At 72.0% G+C, this 15843-nt stretch carries 13 protein-coding genes and 2 pseudogenes; 7 read left to right on the top strand and 8 right to left on the bottom strand.

Translation table 11 applies throughout. From position 1 onward, the window contains the following. Nucleotides 1-8: 8 nt before the first annotated feature. Nucleotides 9-1814: a DNA polymerase/3'-5' exonuclease PolX gene (polX, locus tag ABZV93_RS19685; RefSeq protein ID WP_354937957.1), complete on the top strand. Its 1806-nt coding sequence runs from the start codon at nucleotides 9-11 to the stop codon at nucleotides 1812-1814. Beyond that, nucleotides 1811-3256: an RtcB family protein gene (locus ABZV93_RS19680; protein WP_354937954.1), complete on the top strand. Its 1446-nt coding sequence runs from the start codon at nucleotides 1811-1813 to the stop codon at nucleotides 3254-3256. Before polX ends, ABZV93_RS19680 begins: the two co-directional genes overlap by 4 nt. A 36-nt stretch (nucleotides 3257-3292) precedes the next feature. Here the strand turns inward: ABZV93_RS19680 and ABZV93_RS19675 are convergent, their stop codons facing one another. Beyond that, a complete protein-coding gene (locus ABZV93_RS19675) occupies nucleotides 3293-3709 on the bottom strand; it encodes an archease (RefSeq protein ID WP_354937951.1) in 417 nt (138 codons plus the stop codon). Between the two features lie 171 nt (nucleotides 3710-3880). On the opposite strand from ABZV93_RS19675, the gene ABZV93_RS19670 reads away from it, so the two are divergent. Both ABZV93_RS19670 and ABZV93_RS19665 read left to right on the top strand, forming a co-directional pair. Beyond that, a complete protein-coding gene (locus ABZV93_RS19670; protein WP_354937948.1) occupies nucleotides 3881-6253 on the top strand; it encodes a penicillin acylase family protein in 2373 nt (790 codons plus the stop codon). A 59-nt stretch (nucleotides 6254-6312) separates the two neighbouring features. Further along, a complete protein-coding gene (locus ABZV93_RS19665) occupies nucleotides 6313-6765 on the top strand; it encodes a VOC family protein (protein ID WP_354937945.1) in 453 nt (150 codons plus the stop codon). 14 nt (nucleotides 6766-6779) lie between these two features. On the opposite strand, the gene ABZV93_RS19660 is transcribed toward ABZV93_RS19665, so the two are convergent. Genes ABZV93_RS19660 through ABZV93_RS19645 form a run of 4 tightly spaced genes read right to left on the bottom strand, consistent with a single transcriptional unit; the run spans nucleotide 6780 to nucleotide 10198 of the window. Beyond that, entirely contained in the window at nucleotides 6780-7781 is a 1002-nt protein-coding gene (locus tag ABZV93_RS19660; protein ID WP_354937942.1) for a GNAT family N-acetyltransferase, read from the bottom strand. 32 nt (nucleotides 7782-7813) lie between these two features. Further along, complete coding sequence (locus ABZV93_RS19655; RefSeq protein ID WP_354937939.1) at nucleotides 7814-8620, bottom strand: SDR family NAD(P)-dependent oxidoreductase; 807 nt, start codon at nucleotides 8618-8620, stop codon at nucleotides 7814-7816. After that, nucleotides 8617-9390, bottom strand: coding sequence for a hypothetical protein (locus ABZV93_RS19650; protein ID WP_354937936.1), 774 nt, complete (start codon nucleotides 9388-9390; stop codon nucleotides 8617-8619). The genes ABZV93_RS19655 and ABZV93_RS19650 overlap by 4 nt, the downstream gene beginning before the upstream one ends. Then, nucleotides 9383-10198: an IclR family transcriptional regulator gene (locus ABZV93_RS19645; protein ID WP_354937933.1), complete on the bottom strand. Its 816-nt coding sequence runs from the start codon at nucleotides 10196-10198 to the stop codon at nucleotides 9383-9385. The genes ABZV93_RS19650 and ABZV93_RS19645 overlap by 8 nt, the downstream gene beginning before the upstream one ends. A 133-nt stretch (nucleotides 10199-10331) precedes the next feature. Between ABZV93_RS19645 and ABZV93_RS19640 the strand changes: the two are divergent. The 3 genes and pseudogenes from ABZV93_RS19640 to ABZV93_RS19630 form a co-directional block, all read left to right on the top strand. Continuing rightward, nucleotides 10332-10703 (top strand): annotated as a pseudogene (locus ABZV93_RS19640) (L-rhamnonate dehydratase); the annotation flags it as partial. 82 nt (nucleotides 10704-10785) lie between these two features. Further along, nucleotides 10786-11364 carry an enolase C-terminal domain-like protein gene (locus ABZV93_RS19635; protein WP_354937930.1) on the top strand — a complete coding sequence of 193 codons (579 nt, stop codon included), beginning with the start codon at nucleotides 10786-10788 and terminating at the stop codon, nucleotides 11362-11364. Nucleotides 11365-11425: 61 nt separating this feature from the next. Then, the gene (locus tag ABZV93_RS19630) at nucleotides 11426-12586 is read left to right on the top strand and encodes a phosphotransferase (protein WP_354937927.1); all 1161 of its coding nucleotides are present in this window, start codon (nucleotides 11426-11428) and stop codon (nucleotides 12584-12586) included. Here the strand turns inward: ABZV93_RS19630 and ABZV93_RS19625 are convergent. From ABZV93_RS19625 to ABZV93_RS19615, 3 genes and pseudogenes are all read right to left on the bottom strand, one after another. Then, entirely contained in the window at nucleotides 12583-14889 is a 2307-nt protein-coding gene (locus tag ABZV93_RS19625) for a heavy metal translocating P-type ATPase (RefSeq protein WP_354938204.1), read from the bottom strand. The genes ABZV93_RS19630 and ABZV93_RS19625 overlap by 4 nt on opposite strands. A gap of 152 nt (nucleotides 14890-15041) precedes the next feature. Further along, nucleotides 15042-15266 (bottom strand): heavy metal-associated domain-containing protein, encoded by a 225-nt coding sequence (locus ABZV93_RS19620; protein ID WP_354937924.1) that lies wholly within the window; start codon nucleotides 15264-15266, stop codon nucleotides 15042-15044. Nucleotides 15267-15391: 125 nt separating this feature from the next. Then, nucleotides 15392-15667: pseudogene (locus tag ABZV93_RS19615) on the bottom strand (metal-sensitive transcriptional regulator); the annotation flags it as partial. Nucleotides 15668-15843: the final 176 nt, after the last annotated feature.

The following is a 15843-nucleotide window of genomic DNA, read 5'->3' as shown; positions in this document are numbered from 1 at the left end:
TCGAACCCATGGCGCGACCGAACGAGCAGGTGGGCGCGCTCCTGCAGGAGTACGCCGACCTGGTGGCGATCACCGGCGGCGCACCGTACCGGGCACGGGTCTACGAGAAGGCCGCGCGCTCGGTCGCCGGGCATCACCAGGACGTGTCCACCCTCGACGCCGCCGGCCTGCGTGCGATTCCCAACGTCGGTGACTCGATCGCGGCGAAGGTGGTCGAGTACTTCCGAACCGGCCGAATCGAGGAGGTCGAGCGGCTGCGGGCGCGGATCCCGGCGGGCGTGCGCGAGCTGACGCGGATCCCCACGCTGGGCCCGCGCAAGGCGATGATGCTGTACGACGAACGCGGCATCGCGTGTGTGCAGGACCTGCTGGACGCGCTGGACGCCGGGCGGCTGAAGGGCCTGAAGGGGTTCGGGCCGAAGACCGAGGAGAACCTCCGGCACGGCATCGCCCTGGTCCGCCAGGCCGGTGGCCGGGTCACCCTGGACGTGGCCATGGCGCTCGCGGAGGAGATCGTCGCCGCCCTGTCCGCGCTGCCGGAGTGCGAGCGCTGCACCTATGCCGGGTCGCTGCGCCGGATGCGCGAGACCGTCGGCGACCTGGACATCCTGGCCGCGTCCACGAAGCCGCGGCCGCTGATGAAGGCGCTGACGGAGTTGCCGCTGGTGTCGGAGGTGATCGCGCACGGCGACACCAAGACGTCGGTGCGCACCACCGCGGGAATGCAGGTCGACCTGCGCGTCGTGCCCCCGGAGTCGTGGGGTGCCGCGTTGCAGTACTTCACCGGTTCCAAGGCGCACAACGTGCGCACCCGCGAGATCGCGGTACGCCAGGACCTCAAGCTGTCCGAGTACGGACTGTTCACCGTCCCGCCGGCCCAGCGAAGGCAGCGGCCGGCCGAGGAGCCCGAGGACTCAGGGCCTCCCGAGACCGGTGAACTCGTGGTGTCGAAGTCGGAGAAGGAGGTGCACGCCCGGATCGGGCTGCCGTGGATCCCGCCGACCCTGCGGGAGGACCGCGGCGAGATCGAGGCGGCGCGTGACGGCACGCTGCCCGACGTCGTGACCGAGCAGGACATCCGGGGTGACCTGCACACCCACACCGACCTCACCGACGGGGTGGCGCCGATGGCGGAGATGGTGGCGGCCGCGGCCGAGCGTGGCTACGACTACTACGCGGTCACCGACCACGCGCCGAACCTCTCCATGCAGCGGATGACGGATGAGAAGATGCTCGCCCAGCGCGAGCAACTGCACGCCCTGGCGAGGCGCTACCCGGCGATGACGCTGCTGCACGGCACCGAACTCAACATCGACCCCGACGGCGAGGTCGACTGGCAGGCGGACTTCCTTGCCGGGTTCGACATCTGCGTCGCGTCCGTGCACTCCCACTTCACCCAGACCAGGGCGCAACTCACCCGTCGGCTGGTCCGGGCCTGCGAGAACCCGCACGTCCACGTGATCGGGCACCCGACGGCACGGCTGATCGGCCACCGGCAGCCGATCGACGTGGACCTCGAGGCGGTGTTCGAGGCGTGTGCGCACACCGGCACCGCGCTGGAGGTGAACGCCTCACCGGACCGGCTGGACCTGAACGACGAGCACATCCTGGCCGCCCGCCGCCACGGGGTGAAGTTCGCCGTCGACACCGACGCGCACGCGGTCGCCCACCTGGACTACCTGCGCTACGGCGTGGGCACCGCCCAGCGGGGGTGGCTCACCGCGGACGAGGTGATCAACACCTGGCCGCTGCGCCGGCTTCGGACGTTCCTCCGCAAAGGCCGGGCAGCACCGAGAGGACGGGAGAAACCGTGACCCAGGCGAGCACACCCGCACTGGTCCAGGAGACGCCGTACCGCTACCGGATCGAGGCCACCGGGCGGATGCGGGTGCCCGGCGTGGTGTTCGCCTCGCCCGGGTTGCTGCCGGACGTGGGTGGAGACCAGGCGCTGCAGCAGGTGGCGGACGTGGCGACGCTGCCGGGGATCGTGGACGCGTCGTATGCCATGCCGGACGTGCACTGGGGCTACGGCTTCCCGATCGGCGGCGTGGCCGCCACCGACATCGCCGAGGGTGGCGTGGTGTCCCCGGGCGGTGTCGGCTTCGACATCTCCTGCGGTGTTCGGTTGTACGCCGCGGACCTGGACCTCGCGACCTTCGCGCCGAGGAAGGAGGCGGTGCTGGACGCACTGGGCCGGTCGACGCCACGCGGCATGGGCAAGGGCGCGGTGTGGGAGCTGTCCGGGGCCGGCCAGCTCGCGAAGGTGCTGGCGTCCGGCGCGAAGTACGCCGTCGAGCAGGGGCACGGCGTGCAACGTGACCTTGACAGGTGCGAGGACTTCGGCGCTGTCGACGACGCAAACCCTTCCGGGCTGAGCGAACGCGCTGTCAAGCGCGGCTTGCACCAGTTGGGGAGTCTGGGTTCGGGCAACCATTTCCTGGAGGTGCAGGTCGTCGACGCGGTCCGCGACCAGGCGGCCGCGGAGGCCTACGGGCTGCGGGCCGGCCAGGTGTGCGTGATGATCCACTGCGGTTCGCGCGGCCTCGGCCACCAGATCTGCACCGACCACGTCCGCGCGATGGAGCAGGCGATGGCGGCCTTCGGCATCACCGTGCCAGACCGCCAGCTGGCATGTGTGCCCGTCGACTCCGGCCCCGGACGCGCCTACCTGCAGGCGATGGCGGCGGCCGCCAACTATGCCCGGGCAAACCGGCAGTTGCTCGGCCAGGCCGCACGCGGGGTGTTCGAACGCCTCACCGGTGCCGGCCTCGATCTCGTCTACGACATCTCCCACAACCTGGCCAAGGTGGAGACGCACACGGTGGCGGGGCGGTCGCGGCGCCTGTGCGTGCACCGCAAGGGCGCGACCCGCGCGCTCCCACCCGGCCATCCCGACCTGCCGGCGGACCTGCGCGAGGTTTCCGGCGTGGGCCAGCCGGTGCTGATCCCGGGGTCGATGGGCACGGCGTCGTACGTCCTCACCGGCGTACCGGGCGGGCCGGCGTTCGCCTCCACCTGTCACGGCGCGGGTCGCACGCTCAGCCGGCACCAGGCCGTCCGGTCCGTCCGGGGGCAGGAGCTTCGCCAACAGTTGGAGAGCAGGGGGATCTCCGTGCGCGGCGCGTCCTGGCGCGGACTCGCCGAGGAGATGCCGGAGGCGTACAAGGACATCGACGCGGTGGTCGAGGCGGCCGAGGGTGCCGGGCTGGCCCGGGCGGTGGCCCGGCTGGTGCCGGTCGGGGTGGTCAAGGGCTGAGGTCGCGGAGTCCGGGAGCGGACGCGTTCGGTCAGCTCAGACGTCGAGGGTGGCGGTGCACGACCAGCCGTCGGGTCCCTGCTCGAACCGCAGCCCGTGCAGCGAGACCGCCTTCGGGACCGCGCCGACCAGCTCCACCTCACCGGTTCCGGCGACCTCGAAGTGCACGTCGTACCCCTCCTCCAGCGCGGGTTCGACCCGCGTCGTGAGTGGGATCACGTCGGCGGTGTCGAGGAGGTAGACGACCTCGTCCAGCACCGCGACCAGGAGGTCCTCGTCGGTGTCGGCGGTGACCTCGAAGCTCGCGGAGTCGGTCGGCCGGGCCGCCGAGGTGTCGGCGAACGTCTCCACCATCGCGGTCACCGCCTCGGCCACGCAGGCCTCCCGGGTCGGGGCCCAGGCCTCGATCCGTGCGTCCGCGGTGTGCGGGACGCTTCGGTGTCCGCGGTGCATCGTCCCCGTCCCGTTCGGCCGGTCTCGTACGTCTCGCCGGGCACGCTACGCGACCGCCTTCCTGCGCGCTGTGCACCGCGCGGACGCCGAGGCCGGCAATTTCGCGGCCTGCTCCGGACGGAACCGCCGCGGCGGGGAAACCCGTTCGACCGGGACGGGACAATCGGACCCGTGAGCAACCTCAGCGAGACCTGCGAAGAGCAACGGATCGAGGCGGTGCCCGGGCTGTCCGCACCGGTGGAGATCGTCGTCGACACCTGGGGAGTTCCGCACATCTACGCCGAGAACGCCGGCGACGTGTTCTTCGCCCAGGGGTTCAACGCCGCCCGGGACCGGCTGTTCCAGATCGACCTGTGGCGCCGGCGGGGGCTGGGCCGGCTGGCCGAGGTGTTCGGGCCGGACCACCTCGAGCGCGACCGGGCGGCCCGGCTGTTCCTTTATCGCGGTGACCTGGACGCCGAGTGGGCGTCGTACGGCACGGATGCGCGGTCGACCGTCAGCCGGTTCGTGGAGGGTGTGAACGCCTACCTGGACTGGCTGGAACACCACCCCGAGGCGCTGCCGCCGGAGTTCGGGATGCTGGACTACCGGCCGGCGCGCTGGAGCCCTGAGGACGTCGTACGGATCCGCAGCCACGGCACGGCGTACAACCTGCTGCAGGAGGTGGCCCGGGCCCGGGTCACCCACGCGGGCGGCTGGGAGTCCGACCTCGTACGCCAGTCGCTGCGGCCGCACCGTCAACCCCACCTTGCCGACGGGCTGGACCTGGACCTGCCCGACGACGTGCTGCGGGTCTGGGAGCTCGCCACCACACCGGTGGTGTTCACCGGTGACCCGCGTGTACCCCTCAGCACCGAACTCCCCGCCGACAACCCCGCCGCGGCCGGGAGAGCCGCGGCAAGCGGGGACCTCGACGGTGGCAGCAACAACTGGGTGGTGGCCGGATCCCGCACGGCGACCGGGCGGCCCATCCTCGCCAGCGATCCGCACAGGCCCTTCGCCACGCCGTCACTGCGGTACTTCGCGCACCTGTCCGCGCCCGGCCTGGACGTGATCGGCGCGGGCGAACCGGCGGTGCCCGGGGTGACGCTCGGGCACAACGGCCAGGTGGCGTTCGGCTACACGATCTTCCCGATCGACACCGTCGACCTGTACGTCTACGACCTGGACCCGGACGACCCGACGCGTTACCGCTACGGCGACGGCTGGGAGCCGATGCGGACCGAACGCGAGACCGTGCCCGTGCGCGACGCGGAGCAGTGTCAACTCGAACTTGCCTTCACCCGGCACGGCCCGGTGATCCACGTGGACGCGGGACGCCTGCGTGCGTACGCCGTGCGGTCCACCTGGTCCGAGCCGGGTACCGCTGCCTACCTGGGCAGCCTGGAGTACCTGCGCGCACGTGACGGCGAGGAGTTCCGTGCCGCGCTGCGCGCCTGGGGCGGGCCGGGGGAGAACCACGTCTTCGCCGACACCTCCGGTCACGTCGGCTGGCAGGCCGCCGGTCTGGCGCCGCGGCGGACCGGGTGGGACGGCCTGTTGCCGGTGCCCGGCGACGGGCGCTACGAGTGGACCGGCTTTCACACTCCGGAGGAGCTGCCCGGTCTCGCCGACCCGGCCGCCGGGTACGTGGCCACGGCAAACGAGTACAACCTGCCGCCGGACTTCCCGGCCGACCGGCAACTGTCGTACGAATGGTCCGACCCGGCCCGGCAGCAGCGGATCACCGAGGTGCTCGACCGGCCCGAACCGCACCGGCTCGAGGACTCGATGCGGCTGCAGAACGACCGTCGTTCGGTCGGCACCCGGCAGGTGCTGGCACTGGTGGCCGGGCTGCGCCCGAACGGCGACCGGCGGCTGGCGACGGCGCTGGGGATGCTGCGCGACTGGGACGGTGTGGAGGCGCCGGAGTCCGCCGCGGCGGCGTTGTACCAGGTCTGGTTCTCCCGGCATCTGCTGCCGGGCTTCGCCGAGGCGGTGCTGCCGCCCGGCGTACCACCTCTGCTGCCCACCTTCGACCAGGCCGCCGTACGGTCCGCCCTGTCCGACCCGGCCACGGTCTGGGCCGGCAAGGGGAACGGGGACGAGGACGGGGACACCGAGCGGCGCCGGGACGACCTGCTCCTCACCACCCTGCGCGCGGCGGTCGCCGACGTGGAGGAACTGCTGGGACCGGACCCGCGTGGTTGGAGCTGGGGTGCACTGCACCGCAACCACCAGCCGCACCCGCTGGGCTTCCTGGATCCGGCACTGGACGTGGGACCGTTCCCGGCCGGTGGTTCGGCGAGCACCCTGAACGCCGCGCCGTACCTCCCCGGCGACTTCGTACAGACCATCGGCGCCTCGGCCCGGGTGGTGGTCGACGTCGGGGAGTGGGACAACTCGGTGTTCGTCAACACCCCGGGCCAGTCCGGGGACCCGCGCAGCCCGCACTACCGCGACCTCGCCGAGCGGTGGCGGAACGGGGAGTACGTCCCACTGCTGTACAGCCGCGCGGCGGTGGAGCGGTCCGCCACGGCCCGGATCCGGTTGCTCCCCGCGTGACGTCCGTGGGCGTCCGCGGGACGCCCACGGCTGTCGGTGGTGGGTCCTAGGGTCGGCGCATGGCCGTGAGATACAAGGTGTGCATCGACTGCTCCGACCCCCACCTGCTGGCGCGCTTCTGGGCGCAGGCGCTGGACTATGTGGTCGAGGACCACTCGCCGCTGATCGAGTCGCTGCTGGCCGAAGGCGCGCCGATCCGCGACCATCTGGTCGAGGTGGACGGGCGGAAGGCCTGGCGGACCGCGGCCGGGATCCGCGACCCCGAGCACCCGGTCAACGCCGAGACCGGGGTCGGGCAGGGCGGCCGGATCCTCTTCCAGACCGTTCCCGAACCCAAGCAGGCAAAGAACCGCCTGCACCTCGACCTGCACGTCGGGGCCGACAGGGTGGACGCGGAGGCCGAGCGCCTGTGCGGCCTCGGCGCGAGCCGGCTGGGCGAGGGCCACGAGGAGGGCGGGTCCCGCTGGATCGTCCTCGCCGACCCCGAGGACAACGAGTTCTGCGTGGCCTGAGTCTCTGCGTGCCTTCAGGCGGTCAGGTCCAGCACCCGGGACTGATCGGTGATCTGGTAGCCCAGGCTGGTGTAGAGGTTGATCGCCGTGGTGTTCGGGCCGAAGACGTTCAGTGCCAGCACAGAGTCGCCGGCCGCGAGGACCGCCCGCTCGCCGAGCCGCATCACCGCCCGGCCCAGGCCGCGGCCACGGCGTTCGGGTACGACCGAGACGCCGAAGACGAACGCACGGCCGGCCTCCAGGTGGTGCCGCAGCCAGATCTCCGCGGAGTACGTCGATCCGGCCGGTTCGTCGCCGGTCTCCAGCACCCACACGCTGTGCTGGGCAGTGGCCAGGCCGTCCGGCAGCAGCTCGTCGAACTCCGCGTCGGCCTGACGCAGCGCCTCCTCCGGCGACAGCGCCCGGGCGACCGCGATCTCCTCGGCGTAGCCCGCGACGGACCCCTCCCGCCAGGCCGGAAACTCTGCCTCGGTCATCTGCCGGCCGACCAGGCCCGCGGGGAGTTCGGGCAGCTCTGCCAGCGTTCGTTGCATGCGCTGGGAGGAGGTCGTGTACGACCCGAACAACCCCGCCTGCGCCGGGTCGTTCGGGTCGATGGTGGCCGCCACCCGCGGCAGGTCGTTGGCCCTGGCCCAGTTCTCGACGTGTGCGCGGGCCGCGCCGCCGACCCCGCGTCCGCGCTGGTCCGGGCGTACCCAGATGTCGTCGACGATCACCCGTCGGCCGGTCGGGGCCGCGGGACTCGACGCGGCCACGTATCCCACCACGCCGTCCTCACCCGAGCGGAGCGTCCACACCGGGCGCAGTGCGGCATCGGCCCGCATCCGGTCCAGGCGCTTCAGGTGGCCCGCGACGTCATCGTCGGCCAGGCCGTGCCGGCGCCACTGCTCGCCGCGGCGGTCCAGCCACCCTTCGTGCCACCGCTTCTCGTCCTGTGCCGACGCCTCCTCGACCACGATGTCGCTCGCGGTGTTGCTGCTGTCGCTGGTGCCGCCGATGCCGCTGGTGTCGCCCACGCCCGCCTCCCCGCCTGCCGATCTCGCCGTGTCTACTGCAGGTTGACGAACATACCGCCGTCCACGAGCACGTCGGAACCGTTCATGTACGCCGACTCCGGCTGGGACAGCAGCCACAGCACTCCGGCGACGTCGGCCGGCTCGCCCATCCGGCCGGCGGGGATGCGCGAGCGGAAGTAGTCGACCTTCGCCTGGTCGGTCCAGTCGGCCCTGTTGATGTCGGTGGCGATCGCGCCGGGGAGTACGGCGTTGCAGGTGATGCCGTGCGGGCCGAGCACGATCGCGAGGCTCTTCATCAGCGAGCTGATCCCGGCCTTCGTCGTGCAGTAGTGCACCTGCTGGGAGCCGCCGACCCAGGCCGAGATGGACGACACCGACAGAACCCGGCCGCCGCGCCCGGCCTCCACCATGGCCCTGGTGAATGCCTGCGTCACCAGGAACGCCCCGCGCAGGTTGACGTGCTGCACGCGGTCCCACAGCTCCACGTCGATGTCGAAGAAGTCGGCGAACGGGCAGATGCCGGCGTTGTTGACCAGCACGTCCAGCGGGCCCCATGCGGCGTGCACGGTCTCGGCCATCACCGTCACGGCGGCCGGGTCGGCGACGTCGGCCTCCACCAGCAGGGGTGTCCCGCCCTCCTCGCGGACCAGCGCACCGGTCTGCTCGGCGTACTCGCGTTCGCCCGGCGGGTGGTTGACCACCACCCGGGCACCCTCGCGGCCGAACCTCGCCGCGGTCGCCCGGCCGATGCCGCGCGCCGCGCCGGTCACCAGCACCGTCCGGCCCGTGCCGCCGCCCACACCACCGATGCCGCTCACGCCGCCCACATCGGCGCTCATGCCACCCTCCCGTCGGGGAAGCGTTCCAGGTTGCCCGGGTCGTACAGCGGGACGATCACGTCGGCGGTGCGGCGTACCCGCTCATAGGCGGCGATCGCCTCGTACATGTTCTCGTTGATCCCGATCGGGATGTTCTTCTCCACGTTGTCCAGCACGAAGAAGCTGTCCGAGATCGCCACCACGCCACGTGAGGTGTCCGCCTCCACCACGACGGACGCGCGGTGGTGGACGCCGCTCCACCACGTGCGCAGGCCGGGCGCGAGTTCGTCCTCGTCGGCGAGCAGCCGCACCCGCGGCCAGGCCTCGGTGACCAGGTGGACGAGCACGTCGTCGGGCAGCGACGTCGCCCGGTTGTCGTGCGGGTGCGCGTGCGTGGTGTGGAAGTGCACCCAGCCGCGTTCGGCGACGCAGATCGTCGCGTTGGTGAACAACGCGACGTTGCTCACCGTGTAGAGCTGCAACGGCGTGAGCACGACGTGGGTGACGTCCTCCGGAGTGAGGCCGAAGCGTGCCAGTTGGTCGACGACGAACTCACCCGGCTCACGTCGCATCCGGGCACGCGCGCCGAGCACCTTCTCCCAGTGGGCGTTCATGGGTTCGAGGTCGCGCGCCGGACCGGTGTTGACCAGGGCGACGACGCCGTCGCCGCGCAGCAGGACCGACTGGAACAACAACGTGTGCCACTCGTCCCAGCCGCTCATCCAGAACAGCTCCGGTCCCGGGACGTCGCCCCGGCCGAGCGGCAGCACGTCGACGCGGAACTCACTCATGGGCGGTCACCACTCCTTGCAGATCCGTCCTGCGTTCACGTCCGTAGCCCAGTGCGGCCGACAACCGGTGCGCCGCCTCGGTCAGCAGCCGGTGGGCGTTCTCCCGGTGGGCCGGCGTGCAGCGGATCGCCGGGACGGACACGCTCAGCGCGGCGACCGTACGCCGGCTGACGTCGTACACCGGCACGGCGACACAGCGGATGCCCAGGGTGTACTCCTCGTTGTCGACGGCGAACCCGCGCCGGGCCACGGTGCGCAGCTGACCGAGCAACCTGGCCTTGTCGGTCACCGTGTGCCGGGTGAACGCCGGCAGCGGACCCGCGGGCAGCCGCGCCTCGAGGTCGTCGCGGCGAAGACCGGCCAGCAACACCTTGCCGACCCCGGTGGCGTGGGCGGGCAGCCGGCGGCCGACTTCGGACGCGAGGGTGAGCGTCTGGCGTCCGTCGACCTTCGCGACGTAGACGTTGTGCAGCCCGTCGAGCACCGCCAGCTGAACCGTCTCGTCGATGGTGTCGCGGATGCGTTCCATCAACGGCAGGGCGCGTTCGACCAGCCCCAGCGTGCGCGTGTAGGCGTTGCCGGCCTCCAGGGTGCGCAGGCCGAGGGAGTAACAGCGCAGGCCGGAGTCGAACTCCGCCCAGCCGCGTTCCACCATCGTCCGCAACAACCCGTGCAGGCTGGAACGCGGATACCGCAGGGTCTGCGCGATCGCGGTGAACGTGAGCGGCTCCTCGTGCCGGGTGAGCAGCTCCAGGATCGCGAGCGTGCGTTCGGCCGACTTCACCACGCCGGCGGTCGGGTCGTTCACGGGTGACCTCCGGACGCCGGTCGTTCGGATACGTGAACTCAGGTTCACCGAGCTGAAACTCCGCATAACCTACGCCGACAGGGCGACCCGAGTCAGGGCTCGTGTCCGCCCTTGGCAGGAGGGAGTGAGTGCGATGGGCATGCCGAAGGTGCGTGAGGTCCGGGCGTACGTCGTGCGCGGCGGAGGTGCGGACTACCACGACCAGGCCGAGCAGCACTGGATCGACGACCACGTGGCCACGCCGATGGCGTACTACCCCGACTACCGCGACAGCCGGCAGAAGTTCGGCCTCAACGTGCTCGGCACGCTCGTGGTCGAGGTGGAGGCCGACGACGGGACGATCGGGTTCGCGACCACGACGGCCGGCGAACCCGGTGCGTACATCGTGGAGAAACACCTTGCCCGCTTCGTGGAGGGCGCCCCGGTCACCTCGATCGAGAAGATCTGGGACCAGATGTACGCCTCGACGCTGTACTACGGCCGCAAGGGCATCGCGGTCAACTGCATCAGCGCCGTCGACCTCGCGATGTACGACCTGCTGGGGAAGATCCGTCAAGAACCGGTCCAACCTCGACAAGCTCGCCTCGATGCGCGAGCGGGTGAGCGAGGACTTCTTCCTCAGCTGGGACTGCTGGATGTCGCTGGACCTCGACTACGCCACCCGGCTCGCCCAGCGGTCGGCGGAGTTCGGCCTGCGCTGGATCGAGGAGGCCCTGCCGCCCGACGACTACTGGGGGTACGCCGAGCTCCGGCGCCGGGTGCCGACGGGCATGTGGGTCACCACCGGCGAGCACGAGTGGACGAGGTTCGGGTTCCGCATGCTGCTGGAGATGGGCTGCGCCGACATGATCCAGCCGGACGTGAACTGGTGCGGCGGCATCACCGAGCTCGCCCGGATCAGCGCGCTCGCCGACGCGCACGGCGTGCCGGTGATCCCGCACGGGTCGAGCGTGTACTCCTACCACTTCGTGCTCACCCGGCGGAACAGCCCGTTCTCGGAGTTCCTGATGATGCATCCGCAGGCGAGTGAGGTGGTGCCGATGTTCCACCCGCTGCTGCTGGACGAGCCGGTGCCGGTGGGTGGGCGGCTACGGGTGCCGGAGACGCCGGGGTTCGGCGTACGGCTGAATCCCGACTGCGCGCTGCACCGGCCCTACACGCACTGACCGGCGCCCCACGTCGAAACGCCCTGGCCACACCGGCGCCGGACGCTGGACACTGACCCGCATGGAACTTTCCGGTGCCGGTTTCGGGGTGTCGCCCGAGGTTTCCGGCCAGGTCGCCACCGCACTGGGCCGTACGGCCGAGGAGGTCCTGGCGGCCGAGGTCGACCTGCTGGCCGCGCCCGCCGTGGACGGAATCGCCACCGTCGGCATCTGGCGGGTGCGCGGCGGGGACTGGTCTGCCGTGGTCAAGGTGCTCCGCCACGTCGAGGACGGCGGCCTGTCGGTGTGGCGAACGGAGGAGGACCCGGCGCACCCGTTCCACTGGCGGCGGGAGGCCGACGCGTTCGCCGACGGCCTGCTCGGCTCGCTGCCCGGCGACCTGCGCGCACCGGCGTGCTACGTGGTCCTACCCGGCCCCGACGGCACGCTCGCGATCTGGATGGAGGACGTCGCCGGGTGCGAGGGGTCGACCTGGGCGATGCCGCGCTACCGGCGGGCTGCCGAGCACCTCGGCCGGGTGCAGGGCCACCTGGCGCTCGCCCATCTGGCCGGTGACCCCGTGCTGGACCGGGGGTGGCCGAGCCGGGGCTGGTTGCGGATGTACGTCGAACGCCGCGCCGCCCGGGGTGCCGCCGAGGCCGACCCCGCCGACCCCCGGGTCTGGTCACACCCGCTGGTGCGGCGGCTGGTACCGGCCGACCGGGTGCCGGCGTACCAGGCGCTGTGGGCGGATCGCCACCGGCTGCTCGACGTGGTGGACGGGCTGCCGCGCACGCTGTGCCAGTTGGACTTCCACCCGCGCAACCTGTTCGACGTGGCCGGGCAGACCGTCGTGATCGACTGGGCGTTCGCCGGGGTGGGCGCGCTGGGGGAGGACCTCGGCAACCTGGTCGTCGACGCGGTGACCGACTTCCACCTGCCGCCGTCGAGGCTGCCGGAGTTGTTCGAGACGCTGGTGGGCGGGTACGCCGACGGGCTGGCCGCCGCCGGGTGGCCGGGATCGGAGTCGGAGCCGGGGGCGGAGGCCGGGGATCCGGTCGACGTTCGCCGGATGATCGCCGCCGGGGCCGCCGCGAAGTACGGCTGGCTGGCCCCGGCGATTCCCGCGGTGGTGGCCCTGGGCCGCACCACGCTGAACGGCCGCCCGATCGAGGAGGCCGCACGGGCGTGGGTGGCCTGCGGGGACTTCCTGGTGGAGCTCGCCGACCTGGCCCTGGGCTAGCCAGCCGCTCGACGTGTCCTAGGTGCTCGCCCGGGCGTGAACCGGCGCAGCCGCAGGCTGTTGGTCACCACGAACACCGAGCTGAACGCCATCGCCGCCCCCGCCACCATCGGGTTGAGGAACCCCAGCGCGGCCAGCGGTAGCGCGGCGACGTTGTATGCGAACGCCCAGAACAGGTTGCCCTGGATCGTGCGCAGCGTCGACCGCGACAACCGGATCGCGTCGGCGGCCACCCGCAGGTCACCGCGGGCGAGGGTCAGGTCGGACGCCTCGATGGCGACGTCGCTGCCCGAACCCATCGCGATCCCGAGATCGGCCTGGGCCAGCGCGGCCGCGTCGTTCACCCCGTCGCCGACCATGGCGACCACCGCGCCGGACTCCTGCAGGGCACGAACCGCTGCCACCTTGTCGGCGGGCAGGACTTCCGCCCGTACATCCTCGGCGGCGATCCCCACCTCGGCGGCCACCGTCCGGGCGGCACGGGCGTTGTCGCCGGTGAGCAGCACCGGCCGGAGCCCCAGCGCCCGGAAGTCCGCCACCGCGGCGGCGGAGGTCGACTTCACCGTGTCGGCGACCACGAGCACGCCGGCGACCCGGTTGCCGTCGGCGACCCAGATCGGCGTACGCCCGGACTCCTCGGCCCGCTCGGCGTCCGCACGCAATGGCTCGGCCGGCTCCTCCACGCCTTCGGACCGCAGCCAGCTGAGCCGTCCGGCCCGGACGAACGACCCGTCGGCGCCGTCCACGCTGTCGGCGCCGCCCACCCCACCGACGCGGCCGGACACTCCGAGTCCCTCGGTGTTGCGGAAGCCGGCCACCGGTGCGGGTTCGGTGCCGCGTTCGCGGGCACCCGCGACCACCGCCTGGGCGATCGGGTGTTCGGAGGCGTTCTCGACCGCGGCCGCCAGCCGCAGCAGAGTCGCCTTGTCGGTCGGTGAGGCCGGGAACACGTCGGCCAGGCTCATCTGCCCGGTCGTCACCGTCCCGGTCTTGTCCAGCACGATGGTGTCCACCCGGCGGGTCGACTCCAGCACCTGTGGTCCCTTGATCACGATGCCGAGCTGCGCACCGCGACCGGTGCCCACCATCAGCGCGGTGGGCGTGGCCAGTCCGAGCGCGCAGGGGCAGGCGATGATGAGCACCGCGACCGCCGCGGTGAACGCCGCCGTCACCCCGCCGCCGGAGCCGAGCCACAACCCGAAGGTCGCGACCGCGAGCACGATCACCACCGGGACGAAGATGCCGGACACCCGGTCGGCGAGGCGTTGTACGCGGGCTTTGCCGTTCTGCGCGTCCTCCACCAGCCGGGCGAGCTGGGCCAGCTGGGTGTCGGACCCGACCCGGGTGGCGCGCACGACCAGCCGCCCGCCGGCGTTCACCGTCGCCCCGACCACGTTGTCGCCGGGGCGTACGTCGACCGGAACCGACTCGCCGGTGAGCATCGACGCGTCCACCGCGGAGGTGCCGTCGACGACCACGCCGTCGGTGGCGACCTTCTCACCGGGGCGGACGACGAACGTGTCGCCGACACCGAGCCGTTCGACCGGGATCCGCGTCTCGGCGCCGTCCCGTACGACCGTGACCTCCTTGGCGCCGAGCTCCAGCAACGCGCGAAGCGCCGCACCCGAACGCCGCTTCGCCCTCGCCTCGGCGTACCGGCCGGCGAGGACGAACGTCGTCACCGCCGCGGCCACCTCGAGGTAGATCTCGTCCGCCCCGGATCCATGCCTGGGCAGCAGCGAGAACTCCATCCGCATGCCGGGTGTGCCCGCCGTGCCGAGGAACAACGCGTACAGCGACCAGAGGTAGGCGGCGCCCATGCCGAGGGAGATCAACGTGTCCATCGTCGCCGCGCCGTGCCGGAGGTTGGTCCACGCCGCCTTGTGGAACGGCCACGCGCCCCACACCGCCACCGGCGACGCCAGGGTGAGTGCCAGCCACTGCCAGTTGGTGAACTGCAGCGGCGGCACCATCCCGAGCACGACCACCGGAAGGGCGAGGACCGCGCTGGTCAGCAGGCGGGTACGCAGCGCCCGGGTCGGGTCGGTCGAGGCCGGTGTGGCCGTACCGGACCCAGCTCCGGCCGCCGCGCCGTCTGCGGTGGTGCCCGGCGACGGCGCGGGCGGGGCCGGCAGGGTCGCGGTGTAACCGGTGGCCTCGACCACCCCCACGAGGTCCTCCGTGGTCACCGTCTCCGGGGCGCTGACCTTCGCCTTCTCGGTGGCGTAGTTGACGGTTGCCACCACGCCGTCCAGCTTGTTCAGCTTCTTCTCCACCCGGGTCGCGCAGGAGGCACAGGTCATCCCGCCGATGAGGAGTTCGAGGTCCCGGGTGGAGGGTGCGGTCGGCTGGGCACTGGCCAGCTGGGCGCCGGTCGGCTCGGCACCGGCCGGCTGGGCACCGGCCGGCGCGGTGTCGGTCGGCTGCGCGCCGGTCGTGACCGGCGCGCCGGTGCTCACGAGGTGACGAGGCGGTAGTCTCCCGCCTCGTCCAGGGCCTCGGCGAGTGCCTCGGGTGAGACCTCGGTGCTGCTGGTCACGGTGACGGTGGAGTGTCCGCCGGGCACCAGGGCGACTGCGACGTCGGACACACCGTCGAGGGCCTTGATCTCGCTGGTGACCGCCGCCACGCAGTGCTCACAGGTCAGGCCGGACACGGTGTAGGTCGAGGTGAGCGCCACAGGAGTCTCCTTCTGCAATCTGGGTTCTGGATGCGATGTGTGTCGTGGTGGTGGCACTGAGCGCCACCGCGGGGATCGTCAGGAACCGACGAGCTCAGGAACGGACGAGCTCAGGACGCACGGGCTCAGGAACGCACGAGGCGGGCGATGGCCGCCGAGGCCTCCTTGACCTTCGCCTGCGCGTCCTGGTCGCCGCTGACCAGCGCCTCGCTCACACAGTGGGCGAGGTGTTCGTCGAGCAGGCCGAGCGCGAACGACTCCAGGGCTCGCGTCGCCGCCGACACCTGGGTGAGGACGTCGATGCAGTACGTGTCGTTCTCCACCTGGCGCTGCAGCCCGCGGACCTGGCCCTCGATCCGGCGCAGCCGCTTGAGGTGCGCGTCCTTCTGATCGAGGTAACCCGGCGGCCGGTGGCCTGCGTGCGGGCTGGGGGACTGGACGGCATCGGTGCCGGCGGCGTCGGTAACGTCGGCGGCCGGGTCCGCTGCGTCCCGAACGCCGCGTACGTCCGCGTCGCTCGGTGTGCCGGCTTTGGACCGGCGGGAGGGTGTGCTGGCCATGGCGGTCTCCCTGCTAC

Source organism: Actinopolymorpha sp. NPDC004070 (genome assembly GCF_040610475.1).
In the GTDB taxonomy this organism is placed as follows: Bacteria; Actinomycetota; Actinomycetes; order Propionibacteriales; family Actinopolymorphaceae; genus Actinopolymorpha.
The sequence above is the reverse complement of the archived record's forward strand: the minus strand, read 5'-3'. Positions and strand labels throughout refer to the sequence as shown.